This is a genomic window from Salinimonas profundi (assembly GCF_014750655.1).
In the GTDB taxonomy this organism is placed as follows: Bacteria; Pseudomonadota; Gammaproteobacteria; order Enterobacterales; family Alteromonadaceae; genus Alteromonas; species Alteromonas profundi_A.
This window is the reverse complement of record NZ_JABBXD010000009.1, coordinates 45,336-60,769: the sequence shown is the minus strand read 5'-3', so window position 1 is coordinate 60,769 and position 15,434 is coordinate 45,336. Positions and strand designations below refer to the sequence as shown.

The following is a 15,434-nucleotide window of genomic DNA, read 5'->3' as shown; positions in this document are numbered from 1 at the left end:
GGAGCAAAAGCCAGCGCATCCTGTTAATAATCTTTTTATATTACCTTTACAATTCGGTATTGTTGATATTATCATACAAATAAATGTTGTGACTAATTTTGTTAACAGTTCATCGAAAAGGGTCTCTATGTCTCGCTATTCGCTGGGATTGGATTATGGTTCGGACTCAGTACGTGCACTTCTGGTGGACGTGAGCACCGGCGCCGAACTAGCCAGTCATCAAATAAACTATCCGCGCTGGTCGCAGGGGCGCTACTGTGTACCTGCAGAAGATCAGTATCGTCAGCATCCGCAGGATTATATCGACAGTCTTATTGCTGTTGTTCGTGGACTCTGGGAAAAAGTGCCAGCCGGTACGGCCGATAATGTTATTGGCATGAGTTTCGACACTACAGGTTCCACGCCCGTTGCGATAAATGACAGCGGTACGCCTCTTGCGCTGACGGACGCGTTTGCTGAAAACCCGAACGCCATGTTTGTGTTGTGGAAAGATCATACCGCGCTCAAAGAAGCTAAAGAAATCACCGAAGCGGCCAACAGTAACGATATCAACTATCTGGCTTACATGGGTGGCATTTATTCCTCTGAGTGGTATTGGGCCAAAGCGCTGCATATTTTCAGAAACGATGCTGACGTTAAAGCGGCCACCTATGCGTGGGTTGAACATTGTGACTGGATGACTGCACTGATGTGTGGAAAAACCCATCCTTCACAAATGACTTTCGGCCGCTGTGCCAGTGGTCACAAAATGATGTGGAATGAGCAGTGGGGCGGCTTCCCGCCTAATGATTTTTTCACTGGTATCGATCCGCTGCTGGACGGCATGGTGGACCACATCAACGCTGAAACGAAATCCAGCCACGAAAAAGCCGGCGAACTGACCGCTGAATGGGCGGAAAAACTTGGGTTACCTGAAGGCATTGCGATTGGATATGGTGCTTTTGATTGCCATATGGGCGCGGTAGCAGCCAATGTCAGACAAGGCGTGTTGACCAAAGTGATGGGCACCTCGACCTGTGATATCACCGTGACCTCCAAGTCTCAGCTAGGCGATACCTGTGTTAAAGGCATCTGTGGTCAGGTAGATGGTTCAGTGGTGCCAGACATGATTGGACTTGAAGCCGGGCAGTCTGCCTTTGGGGATCTTTATGCCTGGTTTAAAGATGTGGTGCTATGGCCCACCCGCCAATTAATGAGCGAACTGACTGAATCAGGTCAGCGTGAGCTGGTGGAAAAAATTGAAGAGTCTGCCCTGGTCCGTTTGTCTGATGCAGCATCCTTGTTGCCGGTTAAAGAAAGCGACATCGTTGCGCTTGACTGGGTCAATGGACGTCGCACACCTGATGCTGATCAAAGTGTTGCTATGGCAATGGCCGGAATAAAGATGGGCGCCGACGCACCTCAGCTGTTTAAGGCGCTGGTCGAAGCTACCGCATTTGGTGCCCGCGCGATTACCGAACGGTTTGAGCAACAGGGCGTGCCGATTAGCTCAGTGGTAACCATTGGTGGTATTTCCAAAAAGTCAGACTATGTCATGCAAACCTGTGCGGATGTCTGGAATTGCCCCATTGATGTGCTTGAAAGCGAGCAAAGTTGTGCTTTGGGCGCTGCAATTATGGCTGCAGTTGCGGCCGGGGAGTTCGATACGGTGGAAGCGGCTCAACAGGTAATGGCATCGCCTGTGGCCAAACAATATACGCCAGATGCGAAGCGAGCGGCTGTTTATGATGTGCTTTATCACAAGTACACGCAACTGGGGCAATTTGTCGATGGAGGTAATCCATGAGTTACAAAGAATTAAAGCGTGAAGTATTTGAAGCCAATATGGAGCTTCAGCGCAGAAACCTGGTGATCTATACCTTTGGCAATGTGTCGCAGATAGACCGCGACAAGGGCGTGGTGGCAATAAAGCCAAGTGGCGTTGCCTACGAAGACATGAAGCCGGAAGACATCGTGATCGTCGATCTGGAAAACACGGTGGTGGAAGGCAAGATGCGCCCGTCTTCTGATACTAAAACGCATACGCACTTATATCGAGCCTTTGACAGTATCGGCGGTGTTACCCACACCCACAGCACCTATGCCACAGCATGGGCGCAGGCACGTCAGAGCATTCCCTGTTTGGGGACTACCCACGCCGATTATGTTCACGGCGAAATCACCTGCACGCGCGATTTAACGGATGAACAGGTAAACGGGGATTACGAAGAAGAAACCGGGGTGCAGATAACCGATGCCTATGCAGAGCGTGATCCAAAAGCCGCTCCCATGGTCATCGTAGCCGGCCATGCACCTTTCACATGGGGTAACGATGCTGCGCAATCGGTTTACCACGCAGCATTACTGGAAGAAATTGCCCGGATGGCGTACCTGACAAGAACGTTGGATCCGCACGCAGCTGTGCTCAAGCAAGCTGTGATGGACAAACATTATTTACGTAAACACGGTAAAGACGCCTATTACGGGCAAAGCTAAGCACCGTGCAGAATTGAAGAGGATTTACTTATGACGACGATGACGAAAGAAGTTTGGTTTGTCACAGGCTCACAGCACCTGTACGGCCCGAAAGTATTGGAAAATGTAGCCAGCGACAGTGAAGGCATTGTCAAAGGCCTGAATGGCACTAGCAAACTGCCGGTCAACATTGTCTTTAAACCCATTGTTAAATCGCCTGATGAAATTTATGCAGTCTGTCAGCAGGCAAATGCTGATAAGAACTGTGTGGGCCTGATTTTGTGGATGCACACATTCTCGCCAGCCAAAATGTGGATTGCAGGGCTTAACGAACTTAATAAGCCGTGGATGCACCTGCACACGCAATTTAATGCTGCGCTGCCATGGGATTCTATCAACATGAATTACATGAACACGCACCAAAGCGCTCACGGCGACCGTGAGTTTGGCTTTATCGGCACCCGCATGCGTAAAGAGCGTAAAGTGGTTGTCGGGCATTGGGAGCGTTCAGATGTGCTGGCCCAGATTGATGACTGGTGCCGGGCGGCAATTGGCTGGCATGAGAGCCAGACTCTGAAAGTAGCGCGCTTTGGCGATAACATGCGTCAGGTAGCGGTAACCGAAGGCGATAAGGTGGCAGCGCAAATCCAGTTCGGCTACGAGGTTCATGCCTTTGGTACGGCTGAACTTGCTGAACGCGTTGATGCCGTATCCGATGCAGATGTGTCTGCGCAGTTAGATGAATATCATAATGATTACATCATCAGTAATGACACATGGAAAGACAGCCATCATAAAGCGATGATTGAGAACGAAGCTCGCCTGGAACTGGGCATGCAGCGCTTTTTAGATGATGGCAACTTCAAGGCATTTACTAATTGCTTTGAAAATCTGGCGGGGCTGTCAGGTCTGCCGGGACTGGCTACCCAGCGTCTGATGTCGAAAGGTTACGGCTATGGCGGCGAGGGTGACTGGAAAACCGCTGCTATGGTTCGCATTATGAAAGCCATGGGCGAAGGGCGTCAGGGTGGTTGTTCTTTCATGGAAGATTACACCTATAATCTGGGCGATCCGGATCAGGTATTGGGCGCGCACATGCTGGAAATTTGTCCCAGTATTTCGTCAGCCAAACCCAGACTTGAAGTCCATCACCATACAATCGGTGTAAAGTGTGATGTGGGTCGACTGCTTTTCACTGCAACACCAGGTCCGGCAATCAACGTATCACCTATTGATATGGGCAATCGTTTCCGGATTTTGATTAACGAAGTGGAAACGGTTGCACCGCCTGCTGAGTTGCCACACTTACCGGTAGCGTCTGCACTGTGGGAGCCAAAACCGAATCTGTCTGTTGCAGCTGCAGCGTGGATTCATGCCGGCGGTGCGCACCACACTGCGTACAGTCAGGCGGTTACCACTGATATGATTGTGGACTATGCAGAGATGGCTGGCGTTGAAACAGTCGTGATAGACCAGGATACAACAATCCGTGGGTTAAAATCAGAACTGCGCAACAACGCAGCATATTATATGCTCAGACAAGGCGTATAAGTCACACTGACGCATCAATACCTGATGTTGTTACTGACTTGTTTTATCTAACAAAGCTGGCCCTGGTGGTCAGTTTTGTTGTTTCTGATTCAATACAATTTCCGGCACGTACCGCCTGCCGGACCGAAGGTGGGTAACGATGACAACAACTTTGATAGACCTGAGCGCTTACAAGGCCATTATCTTTGATATGGATGGCACCCTGATTGATTCGATGGGCGCGCACATGGAAGCCTGGAAACAGACCTGTGAAAGCTTCAAAATACCCTTTGATCGGGATTATATGTACGGTTTAGGCGGGGTACCTACCCGCAAAACAGTAGAAATTCTTAACGAAAAACACGGCAGTAGCCACAGTCCTGATGAAGTTGCGCGTCGTAAAAGAGAAGTCTGGGAAACAATGGATTTCATACCTTCGCTCATTGCTGAAACCACTGAGATTTTTCATCATTACCGCCCCAAAATGCAGGTAGCGATTGGCACCGGATCGGAACGGGCCCATGCGGAACATTTGTTGAATCATCACGATTTGTTGAACAAACTTGATGCGATGGTTACCGCCTCTGATGTCACTCACGGTAAACCGCATCCTGAAACTTTCTTAACAGCAGCCCGGCTCATGAATGTTAAGCCTGAAGAATGTGTGGTATTTGAGGATACCGATATTGGTAAGCAAGCGGCTGAGCGTGCCGGCATGGCATATTTTCTTGTTGTGGACGGAAAAGTTAAGCGTTAAGTCTGACTGCACTTGCAATGTACCTTTATTTTGTAATATAAAAGTATAAATTTTTTTAGGGAATTGTAAGTCATGGTGTTATCTGCACTCGCGCCACAACGGCCCCAGTCTTTATTATCACGTTGTCTAACCGGCAGCCTCGTTGCTGCAACACTGACACTGACATTTTTTTCCAGCCAGAGTTATGCTCACGGAGCCGAATCAATGAATAATCAACCATCTGCACAGATGACACATTACGGTGATATGCCCGACAGCACGCCGGTTTATAAAGTAACGTTAAAAAATGGCCGGGGTATCGAAGCTGATGTCATCAGCTATGGCGGCATCATTAGCCGTCTGGTCACGCCTGATGCAGACGGCAAAGCCGGCAATATCGTTCTGGGTATGGACAACCTGCAGGATTATGTTGATGCCAACCCTTATTTTGGCGCCATTATTGGTCGTTACGGAAATCGTATCGCCAACGGAAAATTCCGGTTAAATGGCACGGAATACCAGCTTGCCACCAATGATGGAGACAACCACCTGCACGGCGGTATACAAGGCTTTGATAAAAAAGTCTGGCAGATGGAGCCATTTGTTACCAAAACGTCGGCCGGTGTTACCCTTACACTGATTAGCCCGGATGGCGACCAGGGATATCCGGGTACACTAAACACCCAGGTCACCTATACGCTGACCAATGATAATAAGCTGGATATGGCTTTTGTGGCGACCACGGATAAACCGACGATCGTGAACCTCACACAGCATACCTACTTTAATCTGCAGGGCGAAGGAAGCATCTTGGATCACGTGCTGCAAATTAACGGCGATACCTATACACCGGTCGATGAAGGCTTAATCCCCACTGGTGAAATTGCGTCGGTGAAAGGCACGCCCTTTGATTTTACGCAGCCAAAAGCAATGGGCAAAGAGATTGACGCTGACAATACACAATTGTCTCGCGGCAAAGGGTATGATCATAATTTTGTGCTCAAGGACTCGCCGGATGGGGAGTTAGTAGAAGCTGCCAATGTGTATGAGCCGGACTCCGGCCGCACACTCACCGTGTTGACGGAAGAGCCGGCAGTACAGTTTTATTCAGGCAACTTTCTGGATGGCAGCACAAAGCAAAGGGGGATGGTACATAACAAGCGTAGTGCATTTTGCTTAGAGCCGCAGCACAATCCTGATTCGCCCAATCAGCCAGATTTTGCCAGCACAACGCTGAATCCTGGGGAGGTTTATTCAACCCGCATTGTTTATGCCTTTGGCACGCGCTAATGGTACGAATAAGCTTGTAAAGGCAGAAAAAGACTCATGAAAACCTATTTTTTTCAGGCAATCGCGGCGCTGCTGTTGGTATCTGGCCTTAGTGCGTGCCAGTCTGCGTCAGACGGCAAGGCAACCAACGTCGATACTGACCAGAGCGCGATGAAGCCGGATATTCGCAAAAGCGGTACGTTTACCAATCCCTTATTTCCCAACGGCGCCGATCCCTGGCTGGAGTACTGGGACGGTAATTACTACCTGACCACCACCACCTGGACGTCAGAGCTGGTGATGCGCAAAGCACCCACGCTGGCAGGACTGGCGGATGCGACACCCGTTAATGTATGGTCATCCACCGATCCCGAGCGTTGTTGTAACTTCTGGGCGTTTGAATTTCATCGTCTCAAAGGGCCTGATGGTTATCGCTGGTACATGATGTATACCGCCGGAAAGGACGGCACGCTGGACAATCAGCACCTTAATGTTCTGGAAAGTGCCGGCGACGATCCTATGGGACCTTATCAGTACAAAGGTGCTTTGATGCCGGATGTGTGGAATATCGACGGTAACTATCTTGAGCATGATGGGAAATTGTATGTCATTTACTCCCAGTGGCAGGGCGACCAACAGCTAAACATTATTGCTGAGATGGAGAATCCCTGGACACTGAAAAAAGATCAGGACCATACCGTCATCACCCGTCCGGAGTTGGACTGGGAGATCAGTGGTCGCAAGGTCACAGAAGGCGCTGAAATTCTGCAGCATAACGGTCGCACCTTTATGACGTATTCGGCGAGTTTTTGTAACACGCCTGACTACAAGCTTGGTCTGCTGGAGCTGGTGGGGGATGATCCTATGAAAGCCAGCGCCTGGAAAAAATTCGACGAACCCGTATTCGAGCGCACGGAAGAGGTTTTCGGGCCTGGCCACAACGGCTTTTTCACCTCCCCGGATGGCAGTGAAGACTGGTTGGTCTATCATGGCAATGATTCCGTTGAACACGGCTGTTCAGCAACGCGTTCGCTGCGGGCGCAAAAATTTGGCTGGAACGATGATGGGACGCCTGACTTTGGGAAGCCGTTAACGCCGGGTGTTGAAGTACCACCGCCTTCCGGTGAGAACGGCCCATTGGTAACACGCGTACAGGGTCAGCGCTATCACCTGGTTAATGCAACCAGTGAACTGTGTCTTGATATTTCGCCTGATCCACAGGACAACCGCGCAATACAGCGCCAGTGTTCAGCGACCAATGGCCAGTGGGTGTTGGATCCTACTACCGATGGTTTTGTCAGACTGGCAAATCGCGAAGACAGTAAATTCCTGGGTGTGGCGGACTGTGCCACTGCCGATAATGCGCGTGTTCAGACCGCAGCGTGGCGCAATAATTTTTGCCAGCAATGGAAGCTGGAAAGCGGCACCGATGGCAATATTACTATTACCAACCGCTATTCAGAAAAGCCTCTCGCTATTGCTGGCTGCTCGGCAGCGGCCAATCAGGCTGTGTTACAACAAAACAAAGACAGCGCCTGTACGCAGTGGCAACTTCGCCCTGTGGGCGACGTGGTCATCTTGAGTCAGCAAAGTGGTAAAGCCGTAAGCGTGGCGCAGGATGGTAATAACGTAGAGCAACGGGCTTTTGATTATGAGGAGAATCAGCACTGGTCGATCGTACCAACAGACACCGGCTATGTCAGTTTAAAGACGGATGCAGATAGTAACCTGTGTATCGCGACAGAAGATAATGCGGTTGTACCGGGTGCCAACCTGGCAATGACCCAGTGCGAGTCGGCCACTGCGCAGTGGAAAATTCGTCCTTCTGAGGGTGGGGGAGTGATGTTAATCAACCGCTATAACAATCAGGCTATGGGCGTGTCTGACTGTGGCCTGGCTGATGGTACAAACATCGCCCAGCAACCCGATATGAAAACGAAATGTCAGGTGTTTCATTTCAGGTCTCCACAATAATATCTGATAGAACAAAAAAACCGCCTCCCGGCGGTTTTTTTATGCGCATCCTTAACCGGCTATAGTTTTCGGTACCGGAATTTTGCTCGCTAAGCGCACCATAATTTGAGGATGACATCTGACTTAGTGCAGACATGATTTAATCCAGCGCGCTGAAAGCAGACTGGATTAAATTATCAAACGATTAGAACTGATATTTAACACTGGCGGTGTAATTAAGTGGCGAGCCTGGCATTGTCCACAACTTGTGGTACGAGTTCTCGAAGTATGTTTCATCAAAAAGATTGTTCACATCTACGTTCAAACTCAGGTTTGTTGTCATAGCCATAGAGGCTGAGATATTGACCAGCGAATAGGAAGGAAGAATATAGTCAGGGTCGGTGGTCTCGCCCAGCCGGTCGCCCACATAATGAGCCATAGCACCCAGATATACTTCTTTAGACATGATAGTCGCGTAATGCCGCAAGGATACATATCCTGCATTTTTGGCCACATTGATCAGCCTTGCACCTTTTGGGATGGTTACACCAAAATCAGAATCTATCGCTTGATTGGCAGTTTTTGCATCGGTGTACGCGTAGCCAAGCTCAAGCCGGGTGTTGTCAGTCACATCGGCAGTGAGTTGCAGCTCAAGCCCCTGACTTTCAACTTCGCCCAAGGTTGCTGAAAAGCCGGTATTTGGCTCGGCGGTAAGCATATTTTCTTTTTCTGCACTAAACACAGCAATGCTTCCTGAAAAACGCCCGCCGATATTTTGCCATTTTGCACCTACTTCGTAGGAAACAGTTTCTTCAGGATCAAAGGCATTTCTGTCTGCATCCAATCCTGGGTTAGGTCTGAATCCTTGTGCATAACTGGAATAGATATTGAGGTTATCGTTGATGTCGTAAACAAGGCCTAACCGAGGAGAAAACTGTGTTTGATCCTGTTCTTGTGGCAAACCACTCAGCTTGTTAAGAATTTCCTGCTCGAACTTATCTACACGAAAGCCGATAAGAAATTTTGTATTGTCAGTTAGCTCGGCCAGATCCTGGGCGTAAAAGCCCTGTCCGGTTTGCTTTTCTGCCGTCAACGTTGTTGGCGTTACGTCGGGTCGTGCAATTGTGTAATCGGGGCGTTGAGGGTCGATGCTGTATGTGGTGTCTTGTGACCCCCAGTCGGTACGCCACCTTCTGTAATCGGTATCCAGGTGATAATTGTAATAATCTACGCCCATTAGTACATTATTGACAATGGAGCCTAAGGTAACTTCGCCGCTAAGTTCAAAACGCACAGACAAATCGCGCGCCTGATAATCGCGGGTTCGCCTTTGACGGGAAAGCACGGTTGGGTCGGTATACAATAACTGCCGACCATCAGAAAGCTCAGTGTCTGATGATTGCCCTTCAAACGATGAGTCGCGGTAGGAAAGCCCTGCCAACAGGTGCCAGTCACGGTTAAGCGCATGATTGGCAACTAACTGATGGCCCCAGGCTTTAACCTCATGCGCACCATCGCGAACATCGCCGTAAAAGCTTTCTGGCGCTACATCATCAAAGTTGTCATTAAGAATAAATACGCCACGGTCTAATGGTTTTTCCTGTTCCAGAACCTCCATTTCGTAGGACACATTCGTCGAATCAGAGATATTCCACAAAAAAGAGGGATTCAGCGTCAGGTTCTTAAAATAAACATGGTCACGATAGGTGTCTGAATCCTCATAGGAGCCGGTAAGGCGATAAGCGCTCTGTCTGTTCAGTCCGTTGGTATAATCGAATTCGAGAATCTTTTTATCGAAGTTACCAACGGTTCCCTGAATATATCCCTGCTCATCAAAGCGTGGTTTCTTGGTAATAATATTGATTGTTCCGCCCGGCTCTCCCTGGCCATAAAGCGCAGAGCCTGGTCCCTTCATAACTTCAACGGTTTCAATATTTACCGTGCCTCTGTTACCACTGTACCCGCGCACATTAAAACCATTGATTAGATAGCCTGTCGGGTTATTTTCATCGCCCGAAAACCCTCGAATTGCGAAGCTGTCGAACATTCCGCCGGAATTGTTTTGCCTGACAATACTGGGTGAAAAGTTCAGCGCATCAATAAATTGGGTAATTCCCTCATTATCCAGGGTTTCAGCGTTTATGCGATCTACCGCCTGCGGCGTTTCAAATAAAGGAACATTGCCGCGAAATGGTTGCCAATGCTGCCGGACTTCAATGTGCTCGATGTCTTTATCAGTCTCACTATTTACAGCGCTTTCATTTTGGGCGCTGGCAAGAGGGCTGACGAAAAGAAGTGGATAGAGAATGAAAGCTTTCATAACTACTTAAAATATTAGGAGTAATTTAAAAATGATATAATATAACATTTCATTCAGCAATTATTTGGTATTCACTACTATCTCTCAGATTATAGGTTTCATCTCAAGGCAGTTCGGTATGTGTGACATGGATAGCCAAAACAATTAAGTAACGACGCGGACCAATTGCTTATACTCGTGGTGATATCGCTTTTTCACCATCGTGAGAAACAACATTGATATTTGCCCGTGAAGGCTAAAGGTAAAGAATGGCCGGATATCACCTGAACAGGATATCCGGCGACGATAAAAGTGATTACCGGACGATGCCGATGGCAACTGGCGATTCGCCACTTTGGATGGGAGGGGTCTCGTTAATCATTAAAATGGTGCCGTCGGTAGGGGCAGTAATCGTTTGCTGAACTTTGCCAAAATAATCTGAGATCGTTCCCAGTCTGGCCCCGGCTTTCACCTTCTGACCAATTATTGTCAGTGGTGTGAAAAAACCATCGTGCGCACTGTTTAAATATTTTACGTTCTCATAAATGACCGGATTTGGATGAACAGCGTGTTCTCCGGGAAGCATATCCAGAAATATCATTGTGTTTTTAGCTATATCAAAAGCAAATTCGATGGATTTTTCATCGCGCTCAGCAAGGTGCCCGACTTCAGTAGTCAGTCCGGGGATGCCACGGGTCATAGCGGTATTGGGAAACGACACCGAATTGGCAGGATCTCTCGGTCTGTCACCATACATCACGATATGCTGCATACCTGTAGCTTTAGCAAACTCAAACGTCAGTGCATCCAGCTTTTCATCGCCAACAAACGGTGAATATACATGGTTGAGTAACTTCTGATTCGAGCTGCCCGAATGCATATCAACAAAATAATCTATCTTGCTGATAAATTCTCGGGTTAACAAATTAGCCAGTTGCTCGGTTGCTGTGCCGGTGGGGCTCCCGGGAAATTCTCGGTTGAGGTTTTTCTCATCCTTAGGATTTAATGCTAGCCGGCGTCCGTGGAAGCCATCCAGATTAGCAAGATGCAAAAAAATGACTGTGCCTTTCACCGTTTGCGCATCGAGTTCCTGAGCCAGTCTTTGCAGTGCAAATATTGAAGGGAACTCATCGCCATGCGTCCCCGCTGCCAGTAATAAGGTGGGGCCTGATTCTGCACCATTTACTACCGTTACCGGTAATTTTATATCATCCTGTCTGGCCATGAAGGCGTGCTTCTCGCCGACTGCAGTTTTCTCACCCATAAGTTCAAATGTATCTTTAGCGTCTACCTGTGAACACAAAGTACATAGCATGAAGAGGGCGTATTTTTTCACTATACGGATTGAAGGGATGTTTCGCATGAATAGTAAACCTTACTTATGATGGTAAAGAGCAAAGCGACAGTTGCCGGCAATGATCGTGTAAAACAAAAAGCGTAAATGTTCGGGCACACTGATGTTTTCGATTGACGTCCAGGCAGGTGGCTACACCTGACTGAACAAATTTAAAATGCAACATCCTGATTATTCATCCGACTTCTTGACGGTGTCGAATTCAGGTCGCTTTTGTAATGCTGCTTTTTCAAAGTCTTTATCGTTAAATAACAGTGGGTAATAAAAGTGGCGTAATTCTGCGTGAAACGACCTGACTTTATCGTTGTATTGCCAGGCTGCCGTAGCGTCGGTGTCGGCCCATTGAGTCAACTGTCGCTGAAGCAATGTTGCCGGCGATAACAATGCTACCCAGCCCGCTGTCTCATATCTATCTTTTGCGGTTTGCTGGTATGCCTCTGCCAGAGGCTGGACTTTTTCATCGCCGACTTGTTGAAACGCGTAATACCATTTCCATTCAAACAGGCTGTTGGTATCAGTTTTTCCTGCCCATTGAGGATGATTTTCCAAAAATGCCGCCATCGTTGTCTCATGGGGTAAATCCCAGGCATCGTTAACTGCTTCGCGCTGCGTCATCAGCACAGCGCCGCCGTGAGGTCCATTATAGTACTTGTCAATAATGACATTGCCTGCGGAGGGGATAATGAATGTTGTCAGCAGCCACGCACCCAATATGAGGGATGCCAGGACAGGTGCAGACGCATGTATACGTGAAACCCAATAGCACAATACCGCCCAGCCCGACAGGTAAGCCGCTACGGTCAGAGAAACCAGGATAATTAAACCAACGGTTACACCGTTAAATAAAGCGCCTGCAATAAACGGTATAATCAACGCCAACCATAACAGCGCCACCGTAATCCCGGCCCGTAGTGGCCATAAGTTATAACGATGTCTACGGGTAACCATTAAAAAATCATAGCGAGATGCTGCCCGTTCGCTCGCGCGCATGTCGTGTAGTAATAAGAGCAAAAGTAAAGGAGAAAACACGGCAACGACAAACGTGAAGTCAATTTTTCCCGCCAGTGCCAACTCCGGATTCTGTGTATCAGACTCGTGAATCTGACCCTCCAGAGCAAGCATTCTGATCCGATGCTTCCACGGATACACATCTCTGACGCCCAACGCGGCAAATGCAAGGGGGGAGGGCGGTGCATAGGTTAGGTGGAATGTGTAATAAGCAATATAACCGTAATCATGGTATTGCTCGGTAACGGCTTTTCTGTCCAGTTCGTCAGCGTCAATCAGCCTTTGAATGGTCGCCCGCTGCTGGGCAATTTCAACACTTCCTGTCCATACTGAAAATATGGACAATAGCGTCGCGATAATTAATAAAGCAACGATGCTTTTTTTACTAATTAAAAATAGCGCTTCGCGGCGAATATCTATCCAGTTCATAGTCGTTTACCTGCAAATGAAAGCGTTGCCAGTAATGCGCCTAACATCAAAAGCAATTGAGATATGGCGAAAAGGCTGTTCGTAATTCGCTGTTTTTCGGAAAGAGGGGAAAATGAAAAATCAGAGAGGATTTGCCAATTATCAGCGCTTACGGTTGCGGCTTTTTTAGCGACATCATTCCGGTATTTATTCGAGTCCTGTTCCAGCGTCATATTTTCAGCGTGGAGTCTGTTCAGCGACTGCACAAAATCATATCGTGCGGTTTCGGCCTGTTGCAGAAATTCGTGATAATTTTCAAGATCTGTTGCAGCCAGTTTCATTGAAGCATTCTGAATAGCGATCATGGGAGAGAGCCAGCCAAAATAGCGGAAAATCTCAGCCTGGCCGGTTTGCTGATGCATTTGTTGTCGGGCAAACTTGTTAAGCACTTTTGTCAGATCTGCCTCTGACTGTTGGGCAACAATACCTTTAAAATTTACCGGCAGCGCATCAACAGACTTTACATTGTATTTAGCCAGTAAGCTGTCCCGCATGGCACTATTTGCTCGACTGCTCATGTTATGACCATCACCGATTTCGCGTAATTGTCTCAAAATAGCCAAGTCGGTTTCTAGCTTGCCCGGTGCGTGCACAATTACTCCGGCAGTGTTGCTAGCAACCCTCGGAATAATCAGGCATGTGAGGATCCATATCGCAATCAATCCACTAAAGCTCGACGCGTTGGTGCGCACAAGGGTCGATATCAAGAGTACTATCGCAGACCAGATAATCAGGTAAAGCCAGTAGCTGGCGATAAATGCAGTCGCAGAAAGTAACCCTGCGCCATTAATCACACTGATCATTACGCCTATTATCAGCGGGGTGCTTATCAATACGGCAGCGGTTACAAGTGCAAGACCTTTACCGGCAAGCAGAGCAAGGAGCGATACTCCCTGAACTTTAAGAAAATCCAGTGTCCCCGCTTCCCGCTCTCTGGTTACCATACTGAAGCCGAGAATGATTAATAACAGCGGCGCTATAATTTGCATAACAAAGGCCGGAGTGAGGGAGCTTATCCAGGTTAAACCGCTACTTTGCTTTTTATCCGCTAATGTTGCCGAGTTTTGCCGATGGCCTTCTAAAAATATTGCGTTGCCGGTCAGCGCATCGATTCCAGGATCCAGGGCTCCCAATGGTGGCAAGCTTCGAAATACATAGTGACCATAGTGGACCATTCTGTGAGGGTGACGGTCGGGCTGATCTTTAAAACTATGCTCAGCCTGAGACTGCATATGAGCGCGCTGATGAGCGTTATCCGTATTCGATACTTTGGTTACCCAAACAGAGGCAGCAACCAATGAAAGCGCAATAATAAGTACCGCCAAAGATAACCGGGATCGCTGCCAATAGCGCCATTCATCACGTGCAATAATCAGAATCGTCTTGCTCATAATCCGGCATCCCGCACAAATGCGTTGTGAACAGTCTCTGAGTCGATATAACCATTGGGCGGTGCATCAAATTTACCAACAATCTGCCCATCGCGCAGAAGGCCTATTTTATTTGCGACATGGCATGCGCCATAAACATCATGAGTGACCATGAGGATTGTAGAGCCTTGTGCAGAGAGCTGACCTATCAGGCGGTTGAATTCATCAATGGCGACCGGATCAAGACCCGACGTTGGTTCATCCAGCAATAAAATTGGCGCGTCACGTAAGAGCGCCAGTGCTATGGCTGTTTTCTGACGCATTCCTTTAGAGTAACCAACAAATTATGCGTGCCAGGCGGCTTCTTGTAAGGCTACCCGCTCAAGTGATGAGGCGATCACATCATCACTTTTGGGATTTCCGGACAGAGAGAGAAAATAGCGGAGGTTCTCAAATGCGCTCAGGTGCCCGTAGAGCATGACTGATTCGGGGAGGTAGGCCACTTTCTGACGAACAATTTCAGGTGAACTGTGTACATCCTGCCCCATTAAAATTGCCTGACCTGAGGTCGCTTTCATTAACCCAAGAAATGTTTTGAGCGTGGTCGACTTTCCTGCACCATTTCCCCCAAGAAGTGCCATTACCTCGCCTTTTCTGGCAGAAAAAGAAACGTCTTTTAGTATTTTTTTTGACTGAACCTCAACGTTCAGGTTGCAAGCTTTAATAACCACATCACACATATTCTTGACCTACGACCACCTTTAATTGAAATGAAATGTTATATTATAACTTTTAATTGTATGATTAAAGTGTGTGTATAGGCGTAACGGGCAAAAAAATGGCGAGTCTACAAAGACATAGGATGAGCAGCAGTTAACGCCCTCAGGCGTCGATGAGAATTTGACAGGCAGTTTTCTTATTTGGTGGCGTGCGCATCAATAGTAGCAGTAAGTATAGGGGGAGTAAGGGTTCAGCGTAACCTGATACTTCATT

10 protein-coding genes and 1 pseudogene are annotated in these 15,434 nt (G+C 48.1%); 6 read left to right on the top strand and 5 right to left on the bottom strand.

What is annotated here, in order from left to right; all coding sequences use genetic code 11:
- Positions 1-127: 127 nt before the first annotated feature.
- The 6 genes from HHX48_RS14365 (at position 128) to HHX48_RS14340 (ending at position 7,963) form a co-directional block, all read left to right on the top strand.
- Positions 128-1,786, top strand: a complete 1,659-nt coding sequence (locus HHX48_RS14365; protein ID WP_191026125.1) for a ribulokinase — start codon at positions 128-130, stop codon at positions 1,784-1,786.
- Complete coding sequence (locus HHX48_RS14360; protein WP_191026124.1) at positions 1,783-2,475, top strand: L-ribulose-5-phosphate 4-epimerase; 693 nt, start codon at positions 1,783-1,785, stop codon at positions 2,473-2,475. Before HHX48_RS14365 ends, HHX48_RS14360 begins: the two co-directional genes overlap by 4 nt.
- Positions 2,476-2,505: 30 nt before the next feature.
- The gene (gene araA / locus HHX48_RS14355; protein ID WP_191026123.1) at positions 2,506-4,005 is read left to right on the top strand and encodes an L-arabinose isomerase; all 1,500 of its coding nucleotides are present in this window, start codon (positions 2,506-2,508) and stop codon (positions 4,003-4,005) included.
- A 151-nt stretch (positions 4,006-4,156) separates the two neighbouring features.
- Positions 4,157-4,741, top strand: coding sequence for a beta-phosphoglucomutase family hydrolase (locus HHX48_RS14350; protein ID WP_191026211.1), 585 nt, complete (start codon positions 4,157-4,159; stop codon positions 4,739-4,741).
- Between the two features lie 204 nt (positions 4,742-4,945).
- Positions 4,946-6,010, top strand: coding sequence for an aldose epimerase family protein (locus HHX48_RS14345; RefSeq protein WP_223858415.1), 1,065 nt, complete (start codon positions 4,946-4,948; stop codon positions 6,008-6,010).
- A gap of 36 nt (positions 6,011-6,046) precedes the next feature.
- Positions 6,047-7,963, top strand: a complete 1,917-nt coding sequence (locus HHX48_RS14340) for an RICIN domain-containing protein (protein ID WP_191026121.1) — start codon at positions 6,047-6,049, stop codon at positions 7,961-7,963.
- 184 nt (positions 7,964-8,147) lie between these two features.
- On the opposite strand, the gene HHX48_RS14335 is transcribed toward HHX48_RS14340, so the two are convergent.
- The 5 genes and pseudogenes from HHX48_RS14335 to HHX48_RS14315 form a co-directional block, all read right to left on the bottom strand.
- Positions 8,148-10,262 (bottom strand): TonB-dependent siderophore receptor, encoded by a 2,115-nt coding sequence (locus HHX48_RS14335; RefSeq protein ID WP_191026120.1) that lies wholly within the window; start codon positions 10,260-10,262, stop codon positions 8,148-8,150.
- 295 nt (positions 10,263-10,557) lie between these two features.
- Positions 10,558-11,604 carry a succinylglutamate desuccinylase/aspartoacylase family protein gene (locus tag HHX48_RS14330; protein WP_223858414.1) on the bottom strand — a complete coding sequence of 349 codons (1,047 nt, stop codon included), beginning with the start codon at positions 11,602-11,604 and terminating at the stop codon, positions 10,558-10,560.
- Between the two features lie 162 nt (positions 11,605-11,766).
- A complete protein-coding gene (locus tag HHX48_RS14325) occupies positions 11,767-13,032 on the bottom strand; it encodes a DUF3526 domain-containing protein (RefSeq protein WP_191026119.1) in 1,266 nt (421 codons plus the stop codon).
- Entirely contained in the window at positions 13,029-14,462 is a 1,434-nt protein-coding gene (locus tag HHX48_RS14320; RefSeq protein WP_191026118.1) for an ABC transporter permease, read from the bottom strand. Before HHX48_RS14320 ends, HHX48_RS14325 begins: the two co-directional genes overlap by 4 nt.
- Positions 14,459-15,181 (bottom strand): annotated as a pseudogene (locus HHX48_RS14315) (ABC transporter ATP-binding protein). The gene HHX48_RS14320 and the pseudogene HHX48_RS14315 overlap by 4 nt, the downstream one beginning before the upstream one ends.
- Positions 15,182-15,434: the final 253 nt, after the last annotated feature.